Genomic DNA, 26,948 nt, shown 5'->3' on the forward strand with positions numbered 1-26,948 from the left:
CGTTGAAGGTGTGGTGGCGTGGTCCGTTTCTCCCGGTTGCTGGCTGCGTGTGTGCTGGTCAGCGGGTTGAGCGCTTGCCAGGCTAATCCTGGACCACCGCCCGTCGTGGAGGCGGACGAGCAAAGTTCTTCGCCCACCGAGTCGACTACGGAAAGCCCCACCCCAGAGGAGGTGCCGGAGGAAGACGAGCTGCCTGAACGCAGCACCGTGGCCATTGGCGTGGACCCGCTGCGGGGCGGCCTCAATCCGCACCTCATAGCGAATAACTCTGAATTGGTGAGCCAGATTGCGGAGCTCGTCCTTCCCTCCGCCTTCCACGGCGATGAGATGGATACGGACGTGCTGGAATCGGCAGAGGAGGTTGATGACCCAGATAACGTCGCCATGCGCGTGCGGTACACCATTGCCGGGCCCGCACAGTGGTCGGACGGCACGCCTATCAGCGGCTCGGATTTCCACTACCTGTGGTCACAGATCACCCGCACACCCGGAGTCAATATGGCCTCGGGGTATCAGGCAATCTCGGCGGTGAGGACGTCGGGAAGCGGCCGCGTTGTAACGGTGGACTTTAAGCAGCGCGTCGATGATTGGCACAAACTCTTTGCCCATTTGCTGCCCTCGCATTTGCTCGTGGACAAGGAGTTTGCCTCGGTCCTCTCGGAGGGTATTCCGGCTTCGGCTGGGCGCTACATGGTGGCCGGCATGGACCGCAGCCGCGGTGTCATCACGCTGAATCGCAATGACCGCTTCTGGGGTGAGGACCCTGCGACCATTGACGTCATCCAGCTCCGCGCCCTACGAGATACCACCCAGGCTGTGAATATGCTGCGCTCGCACCAGATTGGGTTTGCGGATTTTACTCCGCAGCAGACCAGTCTGGAGAGTCTGAGCCTGCTCAACAACGTCAATACCGGGGTAGTGACGCGCCCTCGCCAGTTGCGCGTGCACATGTCCACTCTCGAGGAGGCCTTGCCCGAAGAAGCCCAACGCCGCGCTCTGGCGTCTCTGCTCGACACCGAGCAGATCGCGCGTCTGGCCACCGGTCGTTCCTCCAACTTAGAGCCCGGCCACAATCCTTTTAGCGACCCCGTCGAGCTCTTCCCGCTACGCGAGCGTGCCGGCCGCAAGCCGCTGCGCATCGCCGTCGATCCGCTCAACCCCACTGCGCTGGCGGCAGCGAATACCATCGCGGACGTGTTGCAGTCGAAGGCCATCGACGTCGAAATCGTCTCCGAACGCCTCAGCACCATCACCACGGAGCTGCTCCCCGCAGGCAAGGTGGACGTGGTCCTGGCCTGGGACGAGAATGGCAAAGATTCGTTGAATATGGCGGACTTCTTCACCTGTGCGACGTCGAGTAGCCCCGCAGGTGAGCTCAGCGGCTTCTGCCCCGAGCAGGCCGAGGAAACCGCGGCGAACATCCTCGATGGTTCCCTCGACTCCTTGGCGGCCCAGGAGCGGGTGAAGCAGCTTAATGCGGAGCACGTGCTTTTTGTCCCTCTGCTGAATGAGGTACGAATTCACGCCTTGGGCAAAGGTATCGTGGGGCCCGGACAAAGCATCGAGGACTGGGATTCAGGACTCGTCAGCGCACCGCAGTGGAGGAAAGATGATGACTAAAGATCTCACCGGTTACCGTGTTGTAGCCGTGCATGCACACCCGGATGACGAGGTGCTCTTCACCGGTGGCACCCTAGCGGATATGGCAGCTCGCGGCGCCGACGTCACCGTCATTACCGCAACGTTGGGTGAGGAAGGCGAGGTCATCGGCGAGCCCTACCAGGCTCTGGCGGAAAGTGATCGCCTCGGCGGTTTCCGCGCTTGGGAGCTGAAACGTGCCCTCGACACATTGGGGGTTCGCGGCATCCAGCTCGGCGGGTTCGGACACTTCCGTGATTCTGGCATGGCAGGTTCACCCGCACACGAGAACCCACAGGCGCTGGTTAACCGCGTGGACGAAGCAGCGGACTTGCTCAAGGCCCACCTGCAGCGTTTGCAGCCGCATGCCGTGCTTACCTATGGCCCCGATGGTGGCTATGGCCACCCAGACCACATTGCGGTGCACCGCGCGGTGCATGCGGCCGCGGCGCCAGAGCAGCGCATCTGGTGGGCCATTTTCGAGCGCGCTGCCCACTACCGCGCGCTGGAGTCCATCACTCCGCCGGAGGGCTGGAGCCTGCCGGATAAGGCCTACCTAGATAACTTCACCACCGAAGGATTCGACGTGGCCTATGCGCTTGCCGACGTCCCCCTAGCCTCCAAGCGCGCCGCCATGCTCGCCCACGCCACGCAAATTTGGCTGGCTGATGGCTCGCTCACCCCCGTCAACCCACATGCAGCCCAGGCTGGACTCAGCAACCCCGCTGAAGTACCCGCCGCCTATGCGCTCTCCAACCTGTTCACCATGCCGCTTCTGCGCCACGAGTATTATCAGCTGGGCCAAGGCGCACCGCAGCATTCCTTGCTGGGGGAGAAGTGAGGGAGCGCGCCATCCGCACTGATTTCTCTCGCGGCGAGCAAATAGGCGGCCTCGTATGGCTGGTGTTGGGAGCGCTGTGCTCGCTGACCCTCGAGGTGGTGTACCTCACCGCACGTGTGCCGTGGTTCGGCGGAACCAGCGTTTCTTTCCCCATCACTATCCTCATCGCCTTCTGGTTCAACGGGGTGCTCACGCGCACAGCGCGGTTGTGGAGTGAGAATCCCTACATCGCGGGGCTGCCGGGATTCGCGTGGGTGGGCGGATTCCTCGCATTCATGCTGGGAGGAGCCATTGGCGACGGTTCGTTATTGGCCAATAATATTCTTAGCCTGCTGCTGTTGGCTGCGGGAATCGCGGGTAGCGTTTGGCCATTTTTGAAGCCGGAGTAGCATACTGTTATTCGTAGAAAACCCGTGACACACAGGAGTTTGAACCCCTTATGACTTACACCATCGCGCAGCCGTGCGTCGACATCATGGACCGTAGCTGTGTTGAAGAGTGCCCGGTCGACTGCATCTACGAGGGCAAGCGCATGCTCTACATTCACCCGGACGAGTGCGTGGACTGTGGCGCCTGCGAGCCTGCTTGCCCGGTCGAAGCCATTTTCTACGAGGACGATGTTCCGGATGAGTGGCTCGACTACAACGACGCCAACGCTGCGTTCTTCGATGACCTTGGCTCCCCGGGCGGCGCCGCTGCCCTGGGACCGCAGGACTTCGATGTCCCGATGATCGCCGCACTCCCGCCCCAGAACCAGGAGTAGACCATGAGCCGCACGCCGCTCGGAGATACTCTTCCGGATTTCCCCTGGAACTCCTTGGCCGATGCCAAGAAGAAGGCCCAGGCCCATCCAGACGGAATCGTGGATCTCTCTGTAGGCAACCCTGTCGATCCGGTCGCACCCGGTGTGCAGCTAGCTCTTTCTTCCGTAGCGGAAGCTCCCGGCTACCCGCAAACGCAGGGCACCCAGGAGCTGCGGGAGGCCATCGCGAAGGCCCTAGAACGCCGCTACCACATGCAGGTGGACGCGGTCCTGCCGGTCATCGGCACCAAGGAAGCCATCGCCTGGCTGCCCACCTTGCTGGGCATGCGCGGCCAGACCGTCGCCTTCCCCACGGTGGCGTACCCGACCTACGAAGTCGGTGCCCTTCTTGCTGGTGCTACGCCCCTGCGCGCGGACGAGGACTTCGAGGATGCTTCGCTAGTGTTCATCAACTCGCCGTCGAATCCGACGGGCAAGGTGTTGGGCGTCGAGAAGCTGCGCGAGATCGTCGCCTGGGCGCGCGCGAACAATGCCATCGTGGCCTCCGACGAGTGCTACATGAGCCTAGGTTGGGATGACGCGAACCCGCCCGTATCCATCCTCGACCCGCGGGTCACCGACGGCGATAACACCGGGCTCATCGCTATGCATTCGCTGTCCAAGACCGCGAACATGGCGTCCTACCGCGCCGGGTTCTTTGCCGGCGATAGCACGCTCATCGCGGAGCTGCTGGAACTGCGTAAGCACGCAGGGCTCATCGTTCCGGGCCCGATTCAGGCCGCCATGGTCGCCGCGCTTGACGACGACCCCTCCGAAGCCCTCCAACGCCAGCGCTACGCCACCCGCCGCGCCAAGCTTATGCGCGCGCTGACCGACGCTGGTTTCACCATCGAGCACTCGGAGGCCGGCATGTACCTGTGGGCTACGCGTGGTGAGAATTGCCGGGCGACCGTCGATTGGCTGGCCGAACGCGGCATCCTCGTGGCTCCCGGTGACTTTTATGGACCCGCCGGTGAACAGTATGTGCGCATTGGCTTGAACGGCACTGATGAGCGCATCGCCGCAGCCTCGGCCCGCTTGGCTGCGTAAATGGCCTTTCGCCCACCAGCGCGCGAAGGCATAAGCCCGCGCAAGGTGATGCTCACCGGCATCGTGCCTGCTTCTCCTACCTATTGGGCAGGGGAGGCGGGCGATTCCGCGTTTTCACCCGGGACTCGCTTGGATCCAGGCACTCCATTGCCTGGGCCCACGTTGGCGTGGTATCACCCATCCGTCCCGCGTGAAGAGCCCATTCCCTTTGACTACCGGGTGGTGTATGAGGACGGGGACCTGATAGTCGTCGATAAGCCGCACTTTGTGCCCACGACGTCGAATGGGCGCATCGTGCGCGAAGCCCTGCAGACTCGCCTGCGCGTGGATTTCGGAGAGGACGAGATTGTGCCGCTGCACCGCCTGGATAGGCTGACTGCCGGGCTGGTGTTGTGCTCGCGCAATCCCCGCACTCGGCCGTGTTACCAGCGTCTTTTTCAGGATCGCGCGGTGCTGAAGCATTACCAGGCTCGGGTGGCAGCGCCCTTCTCCTTCGACAGCACGGTGCGGCTGGGCATGCGGCGTGTGCGTGGTGAGCGCAAAGTGCGCGTGGATCCTTCCGGTACTCTTACGGAGACTCGCGTGCGTGCGCGGGGACCGCTTGTCGACGTCTGGCCGCTCACCGGCCATACCCACCAAATTCGTGTGGTGCTCAATCACCTGGGCCATCCGATCGTGGGCGATGATACCTATCCCATCGACCGCGGGCTGGACCTTTATGATTTCTCTTCGCCCTTGCAGCTTGCGCACGTCGCGATGAGCTTTACTGACCCCATAAGTGGCCATGAACGTGCGTTTAAGTGTGTGCGCGGCGCGCGTTTTTAGTTTGCGCTAGGCGAGGGACTAAACTCGTACGAAGTTTTATTCATCAATATTGAGCATTCTGCATGAAGGGTGGGTCCATGGCGGACTTGAGCTTTGCTCGCTTTGCCTCGAACCTTGGCCAGTTCATCAAGTTCGGACTGGTAGGCGGTTCGGGCACGCTGGTCAACATTGCGACCTCCATCGTGGCCGCGAAGTGCGGGTTGGCGTGGTTCGGCGCCACCCCGCATGACGCGATGTTCAACCTCTTTGGCACCCAGTTCCACGTGCGCTGGTTCATGCTTTTTTCCACCATTGCCTTCCTCGTGGCCAATACGTGGAACTACCAGCTCAACCGCATGTGGACCTTCAAGTCCGTGAACAAGGTGTCGTGGTTGCGAGGATTCTTGCCGTTCCTCATCACTGGTATTGGCGCCTATTTGGTAACTCTCGCGGTGCAGTACTTGCTCATGAACCCGACCTCGCCCCTGCAGCTTCCGCCTCATATCTTCGACGACACCACCGGCTTCCGCACGATGTACTACTGGGCGAACGCCATTTCCATCGTCGTGGCCATGCCCATCAATTTTGTGTTCAACAAGCTGTGGACCTTCCGCTCAAAGCCTAAGCAGCCACTCGTGGTCCACGAAACCGAGCCCGCCTAAACGTCATTGCGGCGAGAAGCCGCGTGGCTTCCCGCCGCTTTCTCCCGCCACCCCGCCTCCCTTTGGGCTCACCACCCCGCCTCGCCGCCTCTCCTGCCATCTCGCCTCGCCGCCCTTCGCGCTCACCAGCGTCCGGTCGCGGGGTCTTTGTGCTTCTCCGGTGAGCGCGAAAGACGCGGACCTTCACCCACCACTCCCTTCGCGCTCACGGGAAACGCCCATTCTGCGAGAATCTTGGTTTCGGTGAGCGCGAAGGGCAGGTAGTACCAGAAGGGCAGCCACCACCCGAACGGCAGCCACCACCTTTGGCGCTCACGGGGTTGAGAAAACAGCAACACCCGCCGTCCGCGGTGAGCGCGAAGGGCGGGCCGGAAAAATAAAAGCAGTTAGTCCTCGAGTTCGGCATCGAGGCGGGCTTGATCGCGACGATGCTGGCGACGTCGAATGAAGGGCGTCAAGATTACTACGGTGATAACACCTGCTATGGCGCCAATGAGATAGGAGGTCGGGGAAGGTTCATAGGCGTTAAATGCAATGCCGGCGAACATAACGATGAGCGGCACGAGGTAAAGGGCCATCACTATCCAATTGCGGCTGACGAGTGGTGTGGCGACGCGACGGCGCAGCCACTCCGTACTAATGGTGTTTCCGATGACCGTGGGAACGAGCGCAAGAAGGCAGAGCATGCTCATCTGACCTGGGAGCACCCACGCGAGAACTGCAGCGACGACGAGCTCGAGGAACTGGATTAGGGGTGCAGCAATGGTGCAGGCTTTGTAGAAAGTCTCGCGCTCGTATTCGTCGTGCGAGGCGCGTTCGATTTCTCGAAGAGAGTAGTTGGCAATTGCATTAATCATGTTGATCATCTCCAAAAATTTCTTCGACGGTTTTTCCAAGTTCGCGGCAGATGTCTAGGGCGAGATGCACTGAAGGGGAATAGTTGCCGCGCTCAATGTTCGCGATGGTCTGGCGGGAGACGCCCGCTCGTTCGGCGAGTTCAGCCTGTGATAGCTCGAGCCAGCGTCGCCATTTGCGGACCATGTTGGGGTTGTCGGGCATCGAACCTCCTTTACGGTGTGTCGCGCTTACATAACTCAGTGTAAAGAATAATTGACACTAAGGCAACCGTTGTAGGCATAAATGCCACATCCAATAGGGCTGCGTCACGCACGAGGGCAGTTGCGGTTTTCGACCTTTGAGCAGCTCAAGCGTCGCTTTAATGAGGCCGAGTGCATCATCGAGGTGGTAGCGGATATCGTCGGCAGTAAAGCGCAAAACTGTGTAGCCATGAGCGACAGCCGCATTCTGTTTCGACCGATCAGCCTGAAATACCTCACTACTTTTGTGGTACTGCCAGCCATCAACTTCGATGATGAGTTTGTCAATGAGGAAGTCGAAGCGGTACCCCGCGATGAGCACATTATGCTCCGGGTAAATCCCTTTCGCCCGCAAACTCCGGCTGAGCTCCTGCTCCGACCGGCTATCCGTGCCTATCGGGGTGTTCCGAATCGCCTCCTTAAGCCTTCGAGGCACTCGCCGCATCCTCTGCTGGTCTTTCTCTAAGCGCCCAGGCCCGTCCTTGCCGCGATAATGCTTCTCCAGCAAAGGGCCACTCGCGCCAGCTATTCGACGCGCCGACCACAGCGCCTCGACAACGGGCAAGCCTCCAACCTTGGTTATTGCGCGAAGCCGCGAATGCGTCACGCGAAAAGTCTTCCCCTTAAGAGTTCGCGGTCCCTCTGCTTCTAGCGGAAATGTCAGCTGTCGCCCAAGGTAAATCTCTTGCGCAGTCTTGCCCGTGAAATGAATGTTGCTCAACCCGTGCACCAAAGCTCGCGCGACCGCCAGCGGCGTCCACTCGTCGGTGTAAATCCCTCGATGCACACGGAAGAGCGTGCGCTCACGAAGCCTTTGCTTGATAGCTTCTTTGCTGAGCCCTTGTGCGCGTAATTCTGCGGTAGTCCATGTTCTCATAGGGCCGAAAATAAGCAGTGCTTAGCGACGCCCCCATCACCCCAACCTCAGCCTGTGGACAACTAGCTTCCACGAGCGGCCCCCAGGGCTCGATTGGTGTTCTCCTGTGGATAACTTCCCTTCGCGCTCACCGGCGGGTGGCGGAGTGTGGTAGTGGGGGCCGGTTGTGAGCGCGAAGGGAGGGTAAGCGGCGCGGGGTGGTGCGGGATTAGCCCCAAACGTCCTTTGCGCTCACGGGGCGAGTTGAAGTGGCGCTCTAGTGGTCGCTGGTGAGCGCGAAGGGAAGGTAAGAGGCGCGGGGTGGTGCGGGATTAGCCCCAAACGTCCTTTGCGCTCACGGGGAGAGCTGGAGTGGCGCTCTAGTGGTCGCCGGTGAGCGCGAAGGGAGGGAAAGAGGCGCGGGGTGGTGCGAGATTAGCTCACAACGCCCTTTGCGCTCACGGGGCGAGTTGAAGTGGCGCTCTGGTGGTCGCTGGTGAGCGCGAAGGGATGGAAAGAGGCGCGGATTGGGGAAGGGAGGGGGAAGGGAAGAGAAGAGAATGGCAGGGGGAGAGGAGAGTTGAGGAGAGAACGGCAGTGAAAGCGGTAACAGGAGAGAGAAGAGAGGAGTGGGAAAGTTAGTGTGCTTCTAGCTCGGCGGCGGTAGGCAGCGGGAGACGAGCTGTGGGGGCGATGCCGCGGGCCTTGGCGTTGATCACGCCCGCGATGGCGAGCACCGCGAACATGGAAGCGGCGGAGAGGAGCTGGATGCGGGCGGAGGCGTCGGTAAGCATGAGCACTGCAATGGCAGCAAAGAGCGCCAGGGCGAACCACGTGAGGTAAGGGTAGGCCCACATGCGCACCGGCAGCGGGTGAATGGCCTCGAGCTGGCGGCGAAGGCGCAGCTGGCTCACGGCGATGAACACCCACACGATGAGGAGGGAGGCGCCCGCGGCGTTGAGCATGAAGGTCAGCAGCCAGCCGGTATCGGCGTAATTGAGCACGACCATGACCACGGATAGTGCCACTGAGAGAGCAATGGCGGCCGTGGGCACGCCGCGGCGGTCAGTCGAAGCGAAGAGCTTGGGAGCCTCACCGCGGGAGGCCAGCGAGTGCATCATGCGGGAGGAGGCATAAATCTGCGCGTTGAAGGCAGACAGAAGGGCAAGGACAATGACGACCTCCATGATGAGCGCAGCACCTGGGATGCCGGCGCGGTCGAGCACCATGGTGAAGGGCGATTCGGCAGCGGACTGCGCGGAGCCCAACGAGGAGTAAGGCAGGAGGAAGGTGATGACGAGGACGGACCCGAGGTAGAAAACCGAAATTCGCGTAATCGTGGTGCGCACGGCGTTGACGAGGGACTTTTCTGGGTCCTCGGACTCGGCAGCTGCGATGGCGACGACCTCGATGCCGCCGAAGGCGAAAGCCACAGCAAGCAGGCCGGCAGCGACGCCGCCGAGGCCGTTCGGCATGAAGCCATCTTCCAAGAAGATCGACGTGCCGATGAAGGAGTGGCCGGGCAGCAGGCCGAAGATGAGGAGCGCGCCAATGATGAGGAAGAGAACAATGACGGCGACCTTGATGAAGGCGAACCAGTACTCGAACTCGCCGAACATGCGCACACGCAGCAGGTTAATGAGGCCGAAGAGCGCGACACAGATGGCAGCAGGGATCCACGGTGGGCAGTCGAACCACGAGCCGATGAATCCTGCGGCTCCGGTGATTTCGGCACCGAGGACAGCGACGGTGGCGAGCCAATAAATCCAGCCCTGGGTAAAACCAGCCCAGCGACCGATGCCGTGCTCCGCGTATTCGGAGAAGGAACCGGAGGCGGGGATGACCGTGCCCATTTCACCAAGCATCTGCATGACGAGGATGGCAAGGAAACCAGCGATGAGGTAGGCCAACAAAACAGCCGGGCCGGCGGCGGAAATGCCCACACCGGTACCCAGGAAAAGGCCTGCGCCAATGGTGGAACCGAGTCCCATCATGGTGAGATGACGGACCTTGAGGCCGCTGCCGAGCGAGCGAGTAGAGGAATCGTTTTGAGCAGTCACCTTTAGCATTCTAGGCAGCCAAGCGCGGGATTTGGGCAAAAGGGGAGATTTTGGCCGAGCCTGTTTAGTGGCGGATCGCACAAGGCCCCGCAGAGCGGGGCCTTAAGGCAGCAAAGATTAGTTCTTGTGCAGGTCCTCGTTGAGGGCCACGGCCTCCGACTTCCAGTCCACTGCCTCGACAGAACCGGACACGGAGTTGCGGCGCAGCAGCACGCCCGAGACACCAGAGAGCTGGGAGCCCTTAACGGCGTCGCCCTCCGCAACATCGAGCGCCTGCGCGATCTTGCCAAAGACGGCGATCTTGGTGCCGGCGGTGACGTAGAGGCCGGCTTCGACAACGGAGTCGTCGCCAAGCGAAATGCCAATACCCGAGTTAGCGCCGAGCAGGCAGCGCTCACCGATGGAGATGACCTCCTTGCCGCCGCCGGACAGGGTACCCATGATGGAGGCTCCGCCACCGATATCGGAGCCATCGCCCACGACGACGCCCGCAGAGATTCGGCCCTCGACCATGGAAGCGCCCAGGGTGCCAGCGTTGAAGTTCACAAAGCCCTCGTGCATTACCGTGGTGCCCTCAGCCAAGTGAGCGCCCAAGCGAACACGGTCGGCGTCACCAATGCGCACGCCGGACGGGACAACGTAGTCCACCATGCGCGGGAACTTATCGACGGAGTAGACCACGACCGGGCCGCGGGAGGCGAGGCGGCCGCGGACCATCTGGAAATCAGCAACCGCGCAGGGGCCGTAGTTAGTCCAGACCACGTTGGCCAGCTTGCCAAAGATGCCATCGACGTTCAGGCCGTGCGGCTTGACTGCGCGGTGGGAAAGCAGGTGGAGGCGCAGGTAAGCGTCGTAGGTATCGGCGGGTGCCTCGTCCAGATCCTTGATGGAGGTTTCCACCGCAATGCGGGCCACGCCGCGCTCTTCATCCGGACCAACGAGTTCGGCGAACTGCTGCGGAGTCTCCTCCAAGCGCTTGGTGCCGCTGGCATCTACAGGGGTATCGAGGTGGACTGCTGGGAACCAGACGTCCAGGACGGTGCCGTCGTGGGTAATGGTTGCCAGGCCACGTGCGGAAGCAGTAGTCATAGCGTCACACCCTAGCAGCTACGCGCCTGAGTGTCGCTTCTTCCTACCCGGTAGTAGGCAGAAGATCACAATGAGCCCGGCCGTGAGGATGAGGACGGCAATGACTTGGTTGCGGGCGGAGGCGTCGAAAAGCATGAGCAGAGTCAGGCCCACCAGTGCCAGCACGGTCAGCCACGGCAGCCACGGGTAGCCCGGAACGCGCAGCGTGGTGAGTTCACCATTGGCCTTGAGCTGGGGATGCAGCCTGATGTAGGAGGCCACGATGAAGCACCAAATCACGAGGAGGCAACCGCCCACCGCGTTAAAAAGGAAGGCCAGCAGCCCCGGCGGATTCCAATACTGCAGCACCACCGATGCGAAAGCGAAAATGATGGACAGCAGCACCGCGAAGATGGGGGAGCCGGAGGTGTTGGTCTTCAAGAAGACGTGGTGCGCGCTGTGGTCCTTGGCCATGTCGTAGACCAGACGGGACGTGGCGTAAATCTGTGCGTTGAACGCAGAGAGTAGAGCGAGGGCGATAATGGCCTCCATAAAGCCGGCGGCAAAAGGAATCTGCGCTGCGGCCAAAACAAGGGTAAAGGGCGAGTCGGCTGCGACGTCGGCATCCTGGATGGAGCTGAAAGGCAAAGCCATCGTGATGACGAGGATGGAGCCGATGTAGAAGACCATGATGCGCACGATGATGGCGCGGACCGCCGTGGCCACGTTGTGGGCGGGGTCCTCGGATTCGGCCGCGGCAATCGTCACCAGCTCAATACCGCCGAAAGCAAAGGCCACGGCCAAAAGGCCAGCAGCAAATCCCGGTCCGCCGTTGGGCAGGAAATTCTCCGTAAAGTTGTGGCCGGCCACGGAGAGGTCCATGCCGGGCAGGATGCCCAGTGCCATGAGCACACCGACGCCAAGGAAGGCGACAATGGTGCCCACTTTGATGATGGCAAACCAGAATTCAAACTCGCCAAAGCCGCCCACGGCCGCAAAATTGACCACCGCAAAGAACACCACGGCTACCAGGGCCGGAATCCACGGATCCACGCCAAACCAGTTGGAAACGATGGCCGCAGCGCCGGTGATTTCAGCGCCCATGACCATGACGAGCATGAACCAATAAATCCAGCCCAGAGTAAATCGCGCCCACGGCCCGAAAGCCTGGCCCGCGTAGGTGGAGAACGCCCCGAGGGAGGGGCGGGCAGAGGCCATTTCTCCGAGCATCCACATCACCAAGGCGATAAGGACGCCAGCTACTGCATAGGAGACGAGGATAGACGTGCCGGAGACCTGGATTCCCAGTCCTACGCCGAGGAAGAGACCCGCGCCCACTGCCGAGCCGAGGCCCATCATGGTGAGGTGTCGGGTTTTGAGTTGTGTGGCCGCAGCCATGTGAGATCACCTTTAACAACGTTGATTATTTGCAACGGGAAGTACTTTACGCAATGCACTAACTGACGGGGAACGCTAGCATGGCGGGTTGTGACTTTAAATCTCTTCGCCGACCCTATTGAGCTCACCAAGGCATTGGTGGATATCCCCAGCCCCTCTCACCACGAGGAGGCGATTGCCACTGCCGTCGAAGAGGCCCTGCGCGGCCTGGACCAGAGCAAGGTCGAGGTCGAGCGCTATGGCAATACTGTCTGTGCCCGTACCAATCGCGGTCTGAAGACCCGAGTCGTGCTCGCGGGCCACATCGATACCGTGCCGCTGGCCGATAACGTGCCCCACGCCATGTCGGAGGATGGCACCACCATGTATGGCTGCGGCACCGTGGACATGAAGTCCGGCATGGCCGTCTACCTCAACGCTTTCGCACAGCTCTATGACTCAGAGGAGCTCAAGCACGATCTCACTGTCATCGCCTACGAGGGCGAGGAGGTGGCCACTGAGTTCAACGGCTTGGGCCATCTGCAGAAGGATCACCCGGAGTGGCTGCAGGGAGACCTCGCACTGCTGGGCGAGCCGTCCGGCACCATGATTGAGGCCGGCTGCCAGGGCACCATCCGCCTGCGCGTGACAGCACAGGGCACCCGTGCGCACTCGGCCCGTGCGTGGCTGGGTTCCAATGCCGCCCACACCTTGGCCCCTGTGATGATGAATGTGGCCAACTACCAGCCACGCGACGTGGAGATTGACGGCTGCACCTACAAGGAGGGCCTCAACATCGTGCACCTCGAATCCGGCGTGGCCACCAACACGATTCCGGATGAAGCCTGGATGTTCGTCAATTTCCGCTTTGCCCCGGACCGCACCGCGGAGGAAGCGTTGGCGCATATGAAGGAGGTCATCGGCGAGCACGAGAACATCAGCATTGACGTCGATGACATCGCCGGTGCCGCCATGCCGGGCCTGGGACAGCCGGCGGCGCGTGCGCTTGTCGACGCCGTCGGGGGCAACGTCCGCGCCAAGTACGGCTGGACCGACGTCGCCCGCTTCTCCGAGATGGGAACCCCAGCCGTTAACTTTGGTTCCGGTGATCCGGGCTTTGCTCACAAGAAGGACGAACAAGTCCCCGTCGAGCAGATTACCGAGGTTTCTCACGCTCTCTTGAACTACCTGAAGGGATAATCCACCATGACCCCCGAGCAAATCCGCACTCTCCGCGGCCCATTGCTCGTCCGCACCGCCGGCGAGCAATCCTCTACCTTCGACCAGCGCCTCCTGCAGTCCGGCGCGGATCACGAATGGCAGCATGCAGATCCGTGGCGTGTCCTGCGCATCCAGGGCGAGTTTGTCGATGGTTTCGACGCCCTGGCCAAGCTCCCGAAGGCCGTGACCGTCTTTGGTTCGGCGCGTTCGCGTGAGGAGGATCCGATCTACCAACTAGGTGTTAACGTCGGCAAGCGCCTGGCGGAGGCCCAGTACGCCGTCATCACTGGTGGCGGGCCCGGCATCATGGAAGCGGCCAACCGCGGCGCCCACGAAGCTGGTGGGCTTTCGGTGGGCTTGGGCATCGAGTTGCCCCACGAGCAGGGCCTGAACCCGTACGTCGATCTGGGTTTGAACTTCCGCTACTTCTTCGCACGCAAGACCATGTTCCTCAAATACTCCCAGGCCTTCATCTGCCTGCCCGGCGGCATGGGCACAATGGATGAATTCTTCGAGGTCATGTGTATGGTGCAGACCGGCAAGGTCACCAACTATCCCATCGTGCTGATGGGCACCGACTACTGGTCCGGCCTCGTGGAGTGGATGAAGAACACGCTGGCAGATGGAGGTTTCATCAGCCCGGAGGACCTGGATCTTTTCCTCGTGACCGACGATCCGGATGAGGCCCTGGCCCACATCGTGGCGGCACACAAGGTGATGTCGGATAAGCGCATCCGGGAGCAGGAGGGCAAGTGAGCCCCCACCATGGTCTGGCCCAGGTCATGGCGATTGTGAACCGCACGCCGGATTCCTTTTATGACAAGGGCGCTACCTTCGAGCTGGACCCCGCAGTGGAGCGAGGGGAGCAGGCGCTTGCCGACGGCGCCTCCATCATCGACATCGGCGGCGTCAAGGCCGGGCCGGGTGAACATGTCGACGCGACCGAGGAAATCGAGCGCGTCGTGCCTACCATCGCGGAGTTGCATCGCCGCCACCCAGAGGCGCTGATTTCGGTAGACACGTGGCGCGCAGAGGTGGCCGAAGCCGCGATTGCGGCCGGAGCTGGTCTGGTCAATGACACGTGGGCTGGGTGGGACCCGGAGCTCATCGAAGTCGCTGGGGAGAAGAAGGTGGGCTACGTGTGCTCGCATACTGGTGGCGTGACACCGCGTACCCGCCCGCACCGCGTGCACTTCGATGATGTCGTAGCTGACGTTATCTCAGAAACCACGCGACTGGCCGAGCGTGCCGCCGACTTGGGGTGCCCCGAGGAGCTGACCTTCATCGACCCCACGCATGACTTTGGCAAAAACACCTTTCACGGCTTGGAGCTGCTGCGCCGCATCGACGAGGTCGTGGCCACTGGTTGGCCGGTGCTCATGGCTTTGTCCAATAAGGATTTTGTGGGCGAGACCCTCGACCGCGCCGTAGACCAGCGCGTGGCGGGCACGCTAGCGGCGACGGCGTGGTCGGCTGCGCGCGGCGTGGCCGCCTTCCGCGTACACGAGGTGGGGCCGACTCTCGACGTCATCCGCATGACCGCAGCCATCCAGGGCGAGATGCAGCCCCTGGCGACAACCCGCGGGTTGGCATGAAAGTTTCTGTAGTCATCCCTGCGCTCAACGAGGAGCGCACCGTGGCGCACGTCGTGCGTGCGTGCCTAGCCGATGAGCCCCACGAGGTGCTCGTTATTGATGCGGACTCGAGCGATGACACTGCGGCTGAGGCACAGGCAGCAGGAGCTCGGGTGCTGAACTGGCGGGAAATCCTGCCTGAGGAGCCCCGACCCGGCAAGGGCGAATCCCTCTGGCGCGGCGTGGCGGCAGCTCAAGGCGACATCGTCGTCTTTATTGATGCCGACCTCGAATCCGCTGCTGCCGGAATGGTCTCCGCGCTCGCCGAGCCTTTCATCGATCCGCATATCCAGATGGTCAAGGCGCGTTACCAGCGCAGCTTTCAAGGAAAGCCCACTGGCGGTGGACGTGTGACCGAGCTAACCGCCAAGCCGCTGTTGCGGCAGTTCTTTCCGGAGCTCGCGCACATTGACCAGCCTCTCGGCGGCGAATACGCCTTAAGGCGCGCGGCCGCCATGGAGCTGCCGTTCGTGGAAGGATACGGGGTGGAAGCGGGGCTGCTGGTGGACGTCGCCAAGCGCTATGGCCCCTATGCCCTCGCCGAGGTGGACCTGGGCACCCGTGCGCACCGCAACCGCCCGCTGGAGGAGCTGGCGCCGATGGCGGACGTGGTGGCGCGCACGATCCTCTCGCGCGCCGGCGTCATTGGGGCAGTGCCGCAGCGACCACCACTGATGGGTAGGATTTAGCGCATGATGTCCTGGATTTTGCTCATCGTTGTCCTCATTGCGCTCATCATCATCGGTTCATGGGCGTGGGGCAGTATTGTCGGCCGCGGCACCGTTATGGATACCCCAGACGAAGCCGTCGATGTTGACGCCGAAAATCTCCGCGCCCTGGAGGAGGGCCGCTTCGATGACCTGCGCTTTGACGTGGTTCCGCGCGGTTACCGCCAGGACCAAGTCGACGCGCTTATTGCTGCAGTAGAACGCCGTCTTACTGCTCCGCACGGCTCGTCTGCTGTGCCCGCGAGCGTAAACGCGCCGCGTGAGTCTGAAAAAGGGCTAGACTAGAAGGACGTTATAACAATAGTCGAAGGAGACTCACTATGGCAGCGATGAAGCCACGTACTACTGGTGGAGAGATGGAAGCAGTAGAGGAGTCCCGCAAGATCGTCATGCGTATTCCTTCTGACGGGGGTGGCCGTATCGTCATCGAGCTCAGCAAAGAAGAAGCCGCGCAGCTCGGTTCACTCCTCGTCGCAGTTTCTAGCTAGTCTAGGAACATGCTTTCACATATCGTCGATATTCTGGCCGATCCCGCCGATGGCAGCGCCCTCACGGGCGCGGATGACTTTGCTCGCCTCGTCTCGGAGACCGGCCATTCCTATGATGTGGCCAAGCAGGGTTATGTCACGCTGGCGGCCGGTGCCGGGCTGAAGCACCAAGGTGATGATGCCGCCATGGTGACTGCCCGTGAAACGTACTTAGCCATGGGCCACTTTGCGCCCTTCGTGGAGGCAGTTACCGGTGCTGTGCAGGACGCCCTGGAGACCCAGGACGAGGCCAGCCATGCCGCGGGTCTGGACGAACATACCGCTCCCACTCTCCTCGAGGTGGGTGCCGGAACCGGCTACTATCTAGCCCATACCCTGGACTCTATTGAAGGTGCGCGAGGAGTCGGGCTCGACATTTCTACGCATGCCGCCAAGCACTTGGCCAAGTCCCATGAGCGCGTGGGTGCCGTGGTGGCGGATGTGTGGGAGCGTCTGCCTATTCGCGATCACTCGATTCACGCCATCTCCGTGGTCTTTGCCCCGCGTAACCCGGCGGAATTCCAGCGAGTCCTGGCTCCCGGCGGCGAGGTCATCGTGCTGACCCCGCAGGCAGGCCACCTGGATGAGCTGCGCGAGCCGCTTGGCATCCTAGGCGTGGAAGAGGGCAAGGTGGAGCGCCTGTACGCCCAGGCGGAGGGCTTCCTTGAGCAGGCCGCTGAGCCCGTGGATATTTCTTTCCCTATTATCTTGGACAAGGCGTCCATTGCAGCCCAGGTGGGCATGAGCCCGTCGGCGCGCCACATTAGCCCGGAGGAGCTGGCAGAGCGTATGGCCGCCCTGCCGCAGTCCTTAACCGTGACGGCACACGCGCGCCTGGACCGCTTCCGTTCGGCGTCCTAAACGCCGAACGACCGAATCCCGCTAGGAGCGCTTGGATCCCTTACGGTTCCAGGACTGCTCAATAACGGCCTCACCCTCCGTGTTGACCTCGATGGCGGAGCAGCCGCCCTCGAAGTAGACGCGGGAGCTCATAGCAACGAGGCCGCCGTCGACGAAGACCTCCACGCTCGCACCATCCTGAATGATGGTGAGCGTGTCGGAGTCTCCCTCCGCCAGTGGGGCCACGGCCGGAGCGGAATCCTTGAAGTAGTGATCGAAGGCCTTGGACATCGAACGGTCTAGGCTGATCTCGTCCCCGGTGTGGCGTATCACGGCGGCTGGATCACCGGAGCCATCAAGCAGCGTCACAGTAACGCTGGAGTTTTCCGGAACCTCAAGAACGCCGGTCCAGGACTGCGCGTAGTCAGACAGCTTCACCGCATCCGGCAAACCCTGCGCAGGGGTCTGGTAGAGTACACCGCCCTGCAGAGTCACCGCGCGCGGCAGCGAGAGGCTGTTTGCCCAGCCTTCGGCCTCCCACGTCGGGTGCTTCGAGGCATCATCACCGCGACCATTGCCGTTGAGCAGTCCCAGAATGACCGCGCGGTCATAGCGGCATTCCTGGGCAATCGTGCCCGTGGTGGTGTTGGTATTGCGCGGACGGGAGAAATCGTGGCCAAAGTCAACGCGCTGGAATCCCTTGGCCACGGTGAACTCGGTGCCATCGAGGCGGCCCACGATGTAGCCGGACACGTCACGGCCGGCGCGCTCCAAGGTGACGAAGAGGACGTCGTAGATTTCTCCGTCTACTTCATCGCGCAGGCGAACCAGACGCGGTGAGACCACCGGCGGAATGGGGGAGGTTGCTGGAACCTCGCCCTCATTGAACCCTGGGTCACCGTTGAAACTCAGCTTGCCCAGCAGGGACCACGATTCACCATTAGGGCTTTCGAGGATAACCGGAACGGGGGCATCAGCATCACCGGTCAGGGCCAGCATAAGCCAGCCATCGTGGCCTTCCTCGCGATCCTCCTTGGCCCAATCGGGCACCACAGACGGCGAGCGGAAGCGGTCAAAATCAGTATGAGCTCCTACGGCCTCACCGAAGCGAACCACGTCCGGGTCTAGAGCAGTTGGGTCATCAGAGACGACACATTCGTCGGCGTAGTCGGTATAGCGTGCCAAACGCACGCTGGTGCCCACGGACGTCACGGATGTGAAGTACAAGTTGAGAGCATCCTGACCTTCCGCAACGGAGCCGGCGCGCAGGGAAAGCTCACCGCCGACGGGGGCTAGGACATCATCGCAGTCCAGCCACGCGAACGGCGTTTCTTCGGAGAAGGTGTGTCCCCAGCGGGCCGGTTGGCCGGGCTCGGGGCGGTATTGGTGGAACAAGTGCCACGTATCACCATCGCGGACGATGCCGGCGGGCGCATCGAGGATACCGCTATCGGGGACGAAATGAATTTCTGGTCGGTGTTGTTGTTGGGGTTGCGTCACGGCAGTCCTTCCTACATCAACGAGCGGTAAATGTCCACGGTCTGCTGTGCGATGGTGGCCCAGGAGAACTCACGAATAGCGCGCTCACGTCCGGACGTGCCGAAGCGTTGTGCCAGCTCAGCGTCCGCAGCTACACGGTTGACCGCAGCAGCAATATCGGCCTCGAACGTGGCTTCATCGGCAGCGTCAAAGTGGACGAGGACACCGGTCTCGTCGTCGACGACGACCTCCGGAATGCCGCCAACATCAGAAGCCACGACGGCCGTGCCGCAGGCCATAGCCTCGAGATTGACAATACCCAGCGGCTCGTAAATGGAGGGACACACGAACACATCCGCGCCGGAGTACACCTGCTTAATTTCTTCGCGGGAGAGCATCTCCTTGACCCAAAACACGCCATCGCGCTGTGCACGTAGCTCTTCGACGAGCGCCTCGGTTTCTGCGGCAATCTCCGGGGTATCTGGAGCGCCCGCACAGAGTACGAGCTGGATATCCTCATCGAAGCTCTGCGCGGCTTTAAGGAGGTGTTTTACGCCCTTCTGCCGGGTAATACGACCCACGAAGGCGGCGATGGGGCGCTGCTTGTCGACGCCCAACCTATCCAGCACCGGCGCCTCTCCCGGTTGCCAGATCTCAGTGTCGATGCCGTTAAGGACGACGTGGACCTTGTCGGCAGAAATACGCGGGTAGGCCTCGAGGATGGACTCTTTCATGCCGGCTGAGACCGCAATGACGGCATCGGCGTATTCCATGGCATTTTTCTCTGACCAGGAGGAGATTTCATAGCCTCCGCCAAGCTGCTCCCGCTTCCACGGGCGGTGCGGCTCCAAGGAGTGCGCGGTGACAACGTGCGGGATGTCATACAGGCGGCCAGCGAGGTGTCCACCCAAGCCGGTGTACCACGTGTGGGAGTGGGCCACGTCGATGTCGGACGCTGCGTTAGCCATGCGCAGTCCCGTGGACAGGGTCTGGATCGCAGCGTTTGCCTCAGTGTCCTTCAGTTCAGGGTCGACTCCATGCACAAAGACGTCCTCTTCATCGCGCGGGGACCCCATGCAGTGAACAGAAACGTCAATAATGTCACGCATAAATCGGGTCAGCTCCGCAACGTGCACACCCGCTCCGCCGTAGATTTCCGGCGGGTACTCCTTAGAAAAAATTCCGGCTCTCATACCCTCCCAGAATACGGATCTTCCCCTGCGCGCGCAGAAGGTCAGCGAAAGGGCAGTAGTAGGGCAGACGTGATTCTGCGCGACCCCGATGGCGGGGGTGAAAACCTGCATCTTTTCCCTGCAGAATGTGGAAAAACTCGTTAGATTGGGTGTCGTGAGAAGCCTTCCTAACGTCCTTGCTATTGTCCTCGCCGGCGGCGAGGGAAAGCGCCTCTTCCCCCTGACTGAAGACCGCGCTAAGCCCGCCGTTCCGTTTGGTGGTTCCTACCGCCTCATTGACTTCGTGTTGTCTAACCTCGTCAACGCCGGTTTCTTGAAGATTGCCGTGCTGACTCAGTACAAGTCCCACTCCCTGGACCGCCACATTTCCCAGGCGTGGAACTTGTCGGGGCCGACACCGCAGTTCATCGCCTCCGTCCCGGCCCAGCAGCGCCGCGGTAAGCGCTGGTACAACGGTTCGGCCGATGCCATCCTGCAGTCGTTGAACCTCATCTATGACGAGAAGCCTGATTACGTCATCGTCTTCGGCGCGGACCACGTCTACCGTATGGATCCGGCTCAGATGGTGGAGGAGCACATCGCTACGGGTCTGGACTGCTCTGTCGCGGGTATTCGTGTTCCGCGCTCGGAAGCTACCGCCTTCGGTTGCATTCAGGCAGACGGTATGGGCACCATCACGTCCTTCGTGGAGAAACCTGCTGACCCGCCAGCTACTCCGGATGACCCGAACATGACTTATGCGTCGATGGGCAACTACGTCTTCACTACCGAGGCCCTCATTGAGGCCCTCCTGCAGGATGAGAAGAATGAGGAATCTGCCCACGATATGGGTGGTGACATCATCCCGTACTTCGTGGAGCGCCAGCAGGCGCACGTCTATGACTTCATGTCTAATGAGGTCCCCGGCTCCACGGAGCGCGACCATGGTTACTGGCGTGATGTCGGTACCATCGATTCCTTCTATGAGGCGCATATGGACATGATTTCCGTGCACCCCATTTTCAATCTGTACAACCGCTCATGGCCAATTCATTCCACGGATGATTCCAACTTCCCGCCGGCCAAGTTCGTGCAGAACGGTATTGCCCAGTCCTCGATGGTGGCCCCTGGCTGCATCGTCTCCGGCGGTACTGTGCGCAACTCGGTGCTGGCTTCCGACGTTCACGTGGCCGACGGTGCGACGGTCGAAGGATCCGTCATTCTCCCCGGCGTGCGCATCGGCCGCGGTGCCGTGGTGCGCCGCGCCATCTTGGACAAGAACGTCGTCGTGAGCGACGGCGCCATTATCGGTGTGGACCGTGAGCGCGATGAGCAGCGCTTCAAGGTTTCCGATGGCGGCGTGGTTGTCGTGGGCAAGAACGAGAAGGTTTAACTCAGTCCACACCACGACCCCAGACCGGAACCAGCCCCTCGACCAAGACCAAAGGGAGGGCGCAAGGACAACAATCCCGGCCTCTTCACCCCACACAAGGGGGGAGGAGAGCCGGGATATTTATTCGCCTTGGTGAATTAAAGCTTGGTCACGAGGGTGAGCCCCGCACCATATGGCAGGCGCGTGACGGCCGCGCCCTCGAGGGAACGCGCAATTTCGTCGGCCTCACGGGCAGCGGCGGTGTCGCGGTCAGTGCGCGAGCTATCAGCCACGGTGCCATCCAGCAGCGAGTTCGCGAGCACCAACGTGCCGTGCTGGTGTAGGAGCGGCCAGGCGGCCTTCACCAGCGCGGGCATGTCGAGGGCAGGTACCTCGGCGTAGATGACCTGGTAGGTGTCGTTGGCCAAACGCCCCATGATGTCGAGCGGACGTGAGGGCAGGAAGCGCCCGCGGCTAGAGGAGTAGCCGGCATCGCGGAAGGTCTGCTTTGCGCTGGCTTGGTGCTCAGCTTCCGGATCAATACAGGTGAGAATGCCGTTCTCCGACATTCCGGCGAGAAGGTAGAGGCCCACTACCGAGGCCGCCGGGGTAATCGCTACCGCCTGGGGGCGCGACGTCGTTCCAGAGGAGACTGCCGCCAGGGTACTCAGTAGCTGTCCGGTGGATTCATCCGGAACCGGCAGTCCGTATTCCTCTGCGTGGGCGCGGGCGCTGGTGAGCGCTTCCGATACCTCGCTGGTGGATTCGATAAAAGATCGCAGTGCGTCATAAGCCGTAGTAGTCACAGTGAAAACCATAGTGAAAGGACCGTGGCTGTGGGACAAGAATCGCGCAGGATGCAGTGTCCAATGTGACGCGAGTAGCGCATGAAACCTGTGGTATGGATTCACAGGGTGCTCACAGTACTGTGGCTGGAGTTTCCGTGCTGTCTATAGAAAGATGATCGTCATGACAAAAAAGCAGCGCGAGAATGAACCCCCGCTCAGCTCTGAAGAACAGATCAGCACCGTCGAAGAGCACACTGCTGAAGCTGAAGAGCTTACGGGTACTGCCGCGTTTGATGCCGGTGAAGCTGACATGCCCTCGTGGGGCGAGCTGGTGGCCGAGCATGCTGATGGTGTCTACCGCTTGGCGTACCGCCTCTCCGGTAACCAACACGATGCCGAAGACCTGACGCAGGAAACCTTCATGCGCGTCTTCCGCTCTCTGGACAAGTACCAGGCCGGTACGTTCCAGGGTTGGTTGCACCGCATCACCACTAACCTCTTCCTCGATATGGTGCGCCACCGCTCCAAGATTCGTATGGAGGCCCTGCCGGAGGATTACGAGCGCGTACCTGGCACTGACATGACCCCGGAGCAGGCCTACTCGGTGGCTAACTTGGACCCGGCGCTGCAGTCGGCTCTGGATAACTTGGCTCTGGACTTCCGTGTCGCCGTGGTTCTCTGTGATGTCGTGGGCATGAGCTATGACGAGATTGCCGAAACCCTCGGTGTAAAGATGGGTACTGTGCGCTCCCGTATTCACCGTGGCCGCTCACAGCTGCGTGCCGCACTGGAGAAGGAGGCACAGACCAACGCGGACACCCGCAGCCTCCTGCGTACGCGCTAAAGCTAGACTTGGCCAACAACTAGCCCCCTCGGTAGAGGGAGCGGCCCGAGGATTGAGGATGAAAGGAGAACGTTCCGTGGACTCGTTAGACGGCAAGCCTCACGAACGTTCCTTTTCCTTGCCCGGCATCTTTACGGAGGCACAGGCCAAGGTTCGTGACAAAGCTAAGGCTCGCGCACAGCGCGCGGACACCATCGGGCACTTGGGCCCGGAAGCTATCGTGGCTTTCGTAGATGGGGAGATGCCCGCCAAGTACGCTCACCGCGTCCGCGTCCACCTCGTGCACTGTGCCGAGTGCCGCGCCGAAATTCACCACCAGCGCAACGCCTCCGAGTGGGTACGTGAATGCAGCGTGGAATCGCACGTGCGGGCCCCGGAATCCCTCATGGCCAAACTGACCGGCATCGCCCACCAGGGAGCGGGTCCAGGTCCTGATGCGGAGGAACCTGCCTGCCAGCCGCGCCAGGATTTCTTGGACAAAGTGGAGATGGTGATGCGCGCTATTAAGCACAATCAGCGCGGCTGAGTCGGAGGGAGCGCTTATACTCTGTGAGCGCGGCATGCTCGTCCCAGATCCTGCCGGCAAAGTGGTTAAGATAGTTTCGTGTTTTCCTCAATCGGTTGGCTGGAGATCATCACTATTGTTCTCCTTGGCCTCGTCATCATTGGTCCGGAGCGCCTCCCCGGCGTGATTATGGACGTGCGTGCGGCCATCTACGCGGCGCGCAAGGCCATCAACAATGCCAAAGCGGAGCTCAATGGTGAGATGAACGGATTGGGTGCGGAATTCGATGACCTCCGCGTTCCTTTAAGCCAGGCGGCGGAATGGACGCGCTTGGGACCACGTGGTGTCATCACAAAGGCGCTTTTCGACGGCGACGATTCCGCCTGGGATGATTTCAACCCCAAGAAGATGGCTGAGGACATTAAGCACAGCACGGACCCTGCGCAGAAGGACATGCCGTCTCCTGCGACCCAGACCGGACAGGCGCCACAGCAGACTGGCGGGCCACAGCCAGCAGCGCAGCCTCCGACGGAGCAGCAAGCACAGCAGCCAGGTCGCCCGACGTTTGATTACTCCCAGATTTACGCCGACCCCAACGCCAGCGCCCCTGAGACAGAGCAACCCCCGCGCGGCGGGAATGCATCCACCGGCGAGGGCAACGTCTCCTGGAAAGACGTCACGTAACCGTGACGGCCTAGCTTTTAAGGGGACGGACTAGCTTTTACGGGTCACGCCTAGGCCGAGCTTCTTACCCACGAGGGAATCGGAGCGCACGGCGATAGAGTCTGCGACGGAGTTGATGGCCTGGGTGGCAGGGGACTCAGGGGACTTGAGGACGATAGGCGTTCCCTCGTCACCGGCTGCGCGCAGGGCAGGATCCAGTGGGATGGAGGCCATCAGCGGAACGTCGTGGCCCAACAGCACGCTGAGGCGCTCAGCGACGACCTGGCCGCCGCCCTCACCGAAAATGTCCATGGTGGAACCATCTGGCATCACCATGGCACCCATGTTCTCAATGACGCCGGCCACGCGCTGGCGAGTCTGCTGGGAAATGGAACCGGCGCGCTCAGCGACCTCAGCGGCTGCGGCCTGCGGGGTGGTGACGATGAGCAACTCGGCATTCGGAATGAGCTGCGCTACCGACAGCGCGACGTCACCGGTACCCGGCGGAAGATCGAGGAGGAGAACATCCAAATCACCCCAGAAGACATCTGCGAGGAATTGCTGGAGTGCGCGGTGCAGCATGGGGCCGCGCCAGACGACGGGTGCATTGCCCTCCACGAATTGCCCAATGGAGATGTGCTTGATGCCGTGGGAGATGGGCGGGAGCAGCATTTCGTCGTCAAGCACTGTGGGGCCCGCCGTAGAGCCGAGCAAGCTGGGAACGGAGTGGCCATAAATGTCGGCGTCCACAATGCCGACCTTGAGACCCTTCTCCACAAGTGCAGCTGCCAGATTCACCGTGACGGAGGACTTTCCCACGCCACCCTTGCCGGATGCTACGGCGAACACGCGCGTGGTGGATTCCGGCTTGGCAAAAGGAATCTCCGGCTCGGCCTGCCCGCCGCGCAGCTTCTGCTTGAGCTCTTGGCGTTGTTTATCGCTCATCGGGGTCATCGAAATGGAAATCTCACCCACGCCGTCTAACTCAGCGACGGCGGCGCGAGTGTTGGATTCGATGGTGCTCTTCATCGGGCAGCCGGCGATGGTGAGATACAGCTCGATGTCCACATCCGCACCGTTGACGGCAACGGACTTCACCATGCCGAGCTCAGTGATGGGACGGCCGATTTCAGGGTCGTCGACGCGCTCAAGCGCGGAACGAACAGCAGATTCAGTAATTGCGCTAGTCATAACTCGCACCAGTCTAGTCATTCTCCATTGAGGAGAGCCACACCGCATGAGGGCTACGGGGTGTGTAAGATTCAGCCAGACGCTGCAGCTAAGCGCTGTAGTCGCTGAATTGTGACATGTTGTGCTTCATGTCCTGCGCCTTGTCCGGTAGAAGAGAAAGAATGCGCCAGATTTTGATGCCTCGCCTTGCTGCACGTTCCCGAACCTTTTCTCGCGTTGTTGGGGTAGCGGTGGTGGGGATAGTGGGGGCGTCGATCAGCGCTTGCTCCGGGTATGAACCCCATCCGGACCCGCAACCATTTGCGGCTTCGCCCATCACCATCATGATTGACCCAACGTCCCACAAACAGCGCGTGCTGGCGGAGATCTACCGCCAGACTTTGCTTGACGAAGGACGTGCGGTCACCGTTTCCCAGGATCCCATGGTGGTGCGGCGAGGAAATGGGCATTCTGGCGGCGTGAGCCGCACTGGAAACTTCTTTGTTGGCTGCACGGGTGAGTTCTTGAACGTGTTCAACCCAGCGGAGGCCCGCACGATATCGAAGGACTACGTGGCCGCCCAAGATAAGGGCACAAAGGACGTAGATTTCTTGGAACGCGCACACATCGCGCTTATGGCATCGATGCCGCCAGAGCTGTCCGTCGTGGAACCCGCCAGTGCACAAGGCTGCCCGAACGCCGCACCGGAGCTGCCGCAAAACTACGTTGTGGTGTACCAAGACGGCCTGTTCAATCGAGACGAGAAGTTGGAAGTGGCTTCCTTCACCAAGTTCCTGACCGCGCAGGACCTCGACGAGGTAGTGCAGGACGTTAAGGATTCCGAGGATTTTGAGTCGGCCGTACGTGCCTGGATGGAGGCCAACCTCCAACAAAACCTCAACGAGGAAGGCGACTCCAATTCCTCCGGCGGATCAGATTTGGTGCACGACGAAAAATAGGCATTCAGTCGGGCCGGGAAATGTGGAGAAAATAATAAAATGTTATTGGTTGCAGTTTTCCACAAATCGCTGGTTAGCCTAATAAATTGTTGTGTTCTTTAGGGGGGAGACGGTAGAATTTTTTGGTGTTGCTCTGCCTCTTCCCGCTAATTCTCTCGAGCAGCTGTGGGGAAACTTTATAACATGCCCCGTTACTGCTCTGATCTCACTGGAGCGAGGCAGAATGCTGCATTGGAAAGGACATAATTTATGAATGCACAGCGAAGGGGTTCGACCCAACGACGTACTTCCCGCAGGGGAGTAGCCACTCTCTCTGCCATCACTCTCGCGCTTAGTGGTCTCAGCATCACTTCTTTTAACTCGGTGGCCCCAGAGGCTTCCGCTGAATCGTTTACCGGCGGCATCCGTGATAAGTCCGGCGCGGTTGAGAAGGACGCGCAGCAGGCGTCCGACCTGCCGGCCGGTTGGTGTGTTGTTAGCAGCGGTGAACCGAGCGGAAGCCAGGCTGGTTTTAGCTGGAACACCCTGGAGCCGAGTGGGACCAGCCCCGACAAGAAAGCCTGGGGTCTGAGCTTCTCCTTTGATAACACGAAGGACCGCACGTTCGCCGATTGGTACTTTTCCAATTCGGCGAACCTTAGCACAGTCTTGGATACCGGCGAGGTGCCTTCCATGGAGGCCGGCCAGACCTTTATTGATAAAGACGTCACCCGCAAGGCCGGCGGTTTCAAGTGGTGGATGCATCACTTGAATAGTTCTTGGATTTTCTCTTCTGGTGTGTACCAGTTGAG

Annotated in this window: 30 protein-coding genes; 20 read left to right on the forward strand and 10 right to left on the reverse strand. The window is 61.1% G+C overall.

Annotated elements, in window-relative coordinates; all coding sequences use genetic code 11:
- Positions 1–18 precede the first annotated feature (18 nt).
- The 7 genes from NX84_RS05825 to NX84_RS05855 all read left to right on the forward strand — a co-directional run bounded on the left by NX84_RS05825 (position 19) and on the right by NX84_RS05855 (position 5,797).
- On the forward strand, positions 19–1,620 hold the full coding sequence (locus tag NX84_RS05825) for an ABC transporter family substrate-binding protein (protein ID WP_039674798.1): 1,602 nt from the start codon (positions 19–21) through the stop codon (positions 1,618–1,620).
- Complete coding sequence (locus NX84_RS05830; RefSeq protein WP_039674799.1) at positions 1,610–2,479, forward strand: PIG-L family deacetylase; 870 nt, start codon at positions 1,610–1,612, stop codon at positions 2,477–2,479. The genes NX84_RS05825 and NX84_RS05830 overlap by 11 nt, the downstream gene beginning before the upstream one ends.
- Positions 2,476–2,868: a hypothetical protein gene (locus NX84_RS05835; RefSeq protein WP_039674801.1), complete on the forward strand. Its 393-nt coding sequence runs from the start codon at positions 2,476–2,478 to the stop codon at positions 2,866–2,868. The genes NX84_RS05830 and NX84_RS05835 overlap by 4 nt, the downstream gene beginning before the upstream one ends.
- A gap of 50 nt (positions 2,869–2,918) precedes the next feature.
- Positions 2,919–3,242: a ferredoxin gene (gene fdxA / locus NX84_RS05840; RefSeq protein WP_005323553.1), complete on the forward strand. Its 324-nt coding sequence runs from the start codon at positions 2,919–2,921 to the stop codon at positions 3,240–3,242.
- Between the two features lie 3 nt (positions 3,243–3,245).
- Positions 3,246–4,331, forward strand: coding sequence for a succinyldiaminopimelate transaminase (gene dapC / locus NX84_RS05845; protein WP_039674803.1), 1,086 nt, complete (start codon positions 3,246–3,248; stop codon positions 4,329–4,331).
- Positions 4,332–5,156, forward strand: coding sequence for a pseudouridine synthase (locus tag NX84_RS05850; RefSeq protein WP_039674805.1), 825 nt, complete (start codon positions 4,332–4,334; stop codon positions 5,154–5,156).
- 77 nt (positions 5,157–5,233) lie between these two features.
- Entirely contained in the window at positions 5,234–5,797 is a 564-nt protein-coding gene (locus tag NX84_RS05855; protein WP_039674806.1) for a GtrA family protein, read from the forward strand.
- Positions 5,798–6,183: 386 nt separating this feature from the next.
- Here NX84_RS05855 and NX84_RS05860 read toward each other — a convergent pair whose 3' ends face one another.
- The 6 genes from NX84_RS05860 to NX84_RS05885 all read right to left on the reverse strand — a co-directional run bounded on the left by NX84_RS05860 (position 6,184) and on the right by NX84_RS05885 (position 12,276).
- Positions 6,184–6,654, reverse strand: coding sequence for a hypothetical protein (locus tag NX84_RS05860; RefSeq protein ID WP_039674863.1), 471 nt, complete (start codon positions 6,652–6,654; stop codon positions 6,184–6,186).
- Positions 6,647–6,856 carry a helix-turn-helix transcriptional regulator gene (locus tag NX84_RS13070; RefSeq protein WP_039674807.1) on the reverse strand — a complete coding sequence of 70 codons (210 nt, stop codon included), beginning with the start codon at positions 6,854–6,856 and terminating at the stop codon, positions 6,647–6,649. Before NX84_RS13070 ends, NX84_RS05860 begins: the two co-directional genes overlap by 8 nt.
- A 57-nt stretch (positions 6,857–6,913) precedes the next feature.
- Positions 6,914–7,771: a type IV toxin-antitoxin system AbiEi family antitoxin domain-containing protein gene (locus NX84_RS05870; protein WP_039674809.1), complete on the reverse strand. Its 858-nt coding sequence runs from the start codon at positions 7,769–7,771 to the stop codon at positions 6,914–6,916.
- 617 nt (positions 7,772–8,388) lie between these two features.
- Positions 8,389–9,819, reverse strand: a complete 1,431-nt coding sequence (locus NX84_RS05875) for an amino acid permease (protein WP_039674815.1) — start codon at positions 9,817–9,819, stop codon at positions 8,389–8,391.
- A gap of 108 nt (positions 9,820–9,927) precedes the next feature.
- On the reverse strand, positions 9,928–10,899 hold the full coding sequence (dapD, locus tag NX84_RS05880) for a 2,3,4,5-tetrahydropyridine-2,6-dicarboxylate N-succinyltransferase (protein WP_039674816.1): 972 nt from the start codon (positions 10,897–10,899) through the stop codon (positions 9,928–9,930).
- A gap of 18 nt (positions 10,900–10,917) precedes the next feature.
- Positions 10,918–12,276: an amino acid permease gene (locus tag NX84_RS05885; protein WP_039674819.1), complete on the reverse strand. Its 1,359-nt coding sequence runs from the start codon at positions 12,274–12,276 to the stop codon at positions 10,918–10,920.
- Positions 12,277–12,366: 90 nt separating this feature from the next.
- Here NX84_RS05885 and dapE point away from each other — a divergent pair, with 90 nt between their 5' ends.
- The 7 genes from dapE to NX84_RS05915 are packed head-to-tail and all read left to right on the forward strand — an operon-like array spanning position 12,367 to position 17,226.
- Positions 12,367–13,455 carry a succinyl-diaminopimelate desuccinylase gene (gene dapE, locus NX84_RS05890; RefSeq protein ID WP_039674821.1) on the forward strand — a complete coding sequence of 363 codons (1,089 nt, stop codon included), beginning with the start codon at positions 12,367–12,369 and terminating at the stop codon, positions 13,453–13,455.
- A 6-nt stretch (positions 13,456–13,461) separates the two neighbouring features.
- A complete protein-coding gene (locus tag NX84_RS05895; RefSeq protein ID WP_039674823.1) occupies positions 13,462–14,232 on the forward strand; it encodes an LOG family protein in 771 nt (256 codons plus the stop codon).
- Positions 14,233–14,258: 26 nt separating this feature from the next.
- Positions 14,259–15,071 (forward strand): dihydropteroate synthase, encoded by an 813-nt coding sequence (gene folP / locus NX84_RS05900; RefSeq protein WP_174519893.1) that lies wholly within the window; start codon positions 14,259–14,261, stop codon positions 15,069–15,071.
- Entirely contained in the window at positions 15,068–15,799 is a 732-nt protein-coding gene (locus NX84_RS05905; RefSeq protein WP_039674828.1) for a glucosyl-3-phosphoglycerate synthase, read from the forward strand. Before folP ends, NX84_RS05905 begins: the two co-directional genes overlap by 4 nt.
- 3 nt (positions 15,800–15,802) lie before the next feature.
- The gene (locus tag NX84_RS05910; protein WP_052319686.1) at positions 15,803–16,123 is read left to right on the forward strand and encodes a DivIVA domain-containing protein; all 321 of its coding nucleotides are present in this window, start codon (positions 15,803–15,805) and stop codon (positions 16,121–16,123) included.
- A 35-nt stretch (positions 16,124–16,158) separates the two neighbouring features.
- Entirely contained in the window at positions 16,159–16,326 is a 168-nt protein-coding gene (locus NX84_RS12620) for a DUF3117 domain-containing protein (RefSeq protein WP_070671838.1), read from the forward strand.
- Between the two features lie 9 nt (positions 16,327–16,335).
- Positions 16,336–17,226 (forward strand): methyltransferase domain-containing protein, encoded by an 891-nt coding sequence (locus tag NX84_RS05915; RefSeq protein WP_039674830.1) that lies wholly within the window; start codon positions 16,336–16,338, stop codon positions 17,224–17,226.
- Between the two features lie 21 nt (positions 17,227–17,247).
- On the opposite strand, the gene NX84_RS05920 is transcribed toward NX84_RS05915, so the two are convergent.
- Together NX84_RS05920 and glgA are read right to left on the reverse strand one after the other, a co-directional pair.
- Positions 17,248–18,705 (reverse strand): GH32 C-terminal domain-containing protein, encoded by a 1,458-nt coding sequence (locus NX84_RS05920; RefSeq protein ID WP_039674832.1) that lies wholly within the window; start codon positions 18,703–18,705, stop codon positions 17,248–17,250.
- Between the two features lie 11 nt (positions 18,706–18,716).
- On the reverse strand, positions 18,717–19,877 hold the full coding sequence (gene glgA, locus NX84_RS05925; protein ID WP_039674834.1) for a glycogen synthase: 1,161 nt from the start codon (positions 19,875–19,877) through the stop codon (positions 18,717–18,719).
- Between the two features lie 154 nt (positions 19,878–20,031).
- Between glgA and glgC the strand changes: the two genes are divergently transcribed.
- Positions 20,032–21,249 (forward strand): glucose-1-phosphate adenylyltransferase, encoded by a 1,218-nt coding sequence (glgC, locus tag NX84_RS05930; RefSeq protein ID WP_039674867.1) that lies wholly within the window; start codon positions 20,032–20,034, stop codon positions 21,247–21,249.
- 137 nt (positions 21,250–21,386) lie between these two features.
- Here glgC and NX84_RS05935 read toward each other — a convergent pair whose 3' ends face one another.
- Positions 21,387–22,034: an O-methyltransferase gene (locus tag NX84_RS05935; protein WP_039674873.1), complete on the reverse strand. Its 648-nt coding sequence runs from the start codon at positions 22,032–22,034 to the stop codon at positions 21,387–21,389.
- A 163-nt stretch (positions 22,035–22,197) separates the two neighbouring features.
- Here NX84_RS05935 and sigE point away from each other — a divergent pair, with 163 nt between their 5' ends.
- From sigE to NX84_RS05950, 3 genes are all read left to right on the forward strand, one after another.
- Positions 22,198–22,860 (forward strand): RNA polymerase sigma factor SigE, encoded by a 663-nt coding sequence (gene sigE, locus NX84_RS05940; RefSeq protein WP_039674875.1) that lies wholly within the window; start codon positions 22,198–22,200, stop codon positions 22,858–22,860.
- A gap of 58 nt (positions 22,861–22,918) precedes the next feature.
- Positions 22,919–23,386, forward strand: coding sequence for an anti-sigma factor family protein (locus NX84_RS05945; RefSeq protein ID WP_039674836.1), 468 nt, complete (start codon positions 22,919–22,921; stop codon positions 23,384–23,386).
- Positions 23,387–23,464: 78 nt separating this feature from the next.
- Positions 23,465–24,049, forward strand: a complete 585-nt coding sequence (locus NX84_RS05950) for a twin-arginine translocase TatA/TatE family subunit (protein WP_039674837.1) — start codon at positions 23,465–23,467, stop codon at positions 24,047–24,049.
- Positions 24,050–24,079: 30 nt separating this feature from the next.
- Here the strand turns inward: NX84_RS05950 and NX84_RS05955 are convergent, their stop codons facing one another.
- On the reverse strand, positions 24,080–25,219 hold the full coding sequence (locus NX84_RS05955; protein ID WP_052319687.1) for an Mrp/NBP35 family ATP-binding protein: 1,140 nt from the start codon (positions 25,217–25,219) through the stop codon (positions 24,080–24,082).
- Positions 25,220–25,380: 161 nt separating this feature from the next.
- Between NX84_RS05955 and NX84_RS05960 the strand changes: the two genes are divergently transcribed.
- Together NX84_RS05960 and NX84_RS05965 are read left to right on the forward strand one after the other, a co-directional pair.
- The gene (locus NX84_RS05960) at positions 25,381–26,157 is read left to right on the forward strand and encodes a hypothetical protein (RefSeq protein WP_039674843.1); all 777 of its coding nucleotides are present in this window, start codon (positions 25,381–25,383) and stop codon (positions 26,155–26,157) included.
- A 249-nt stretch (positions 26,158–26,406) separates the two neighbouring features.
- Positions 26,407–26,948, forward strand: a 542-nt coding sequence (locus NX84_RS05965; protein ID WP_039674847.1) for an adhesin domain containing protein, incomplete at its 3' end; no start/stop codon positions are given.

Origin of the sequence: Corynebacterium minutissimum, assembly GCF_000805675.1 — a bacterium.
In the GTDB taxonomy this organism is placed as follows: domain Bacteria; phylum Actinomycetota; class Actinomycetes; order Mycobacteriales; family Mycobacteriaceae; genus Corynebacterium; species Corynebacterium minutissimum.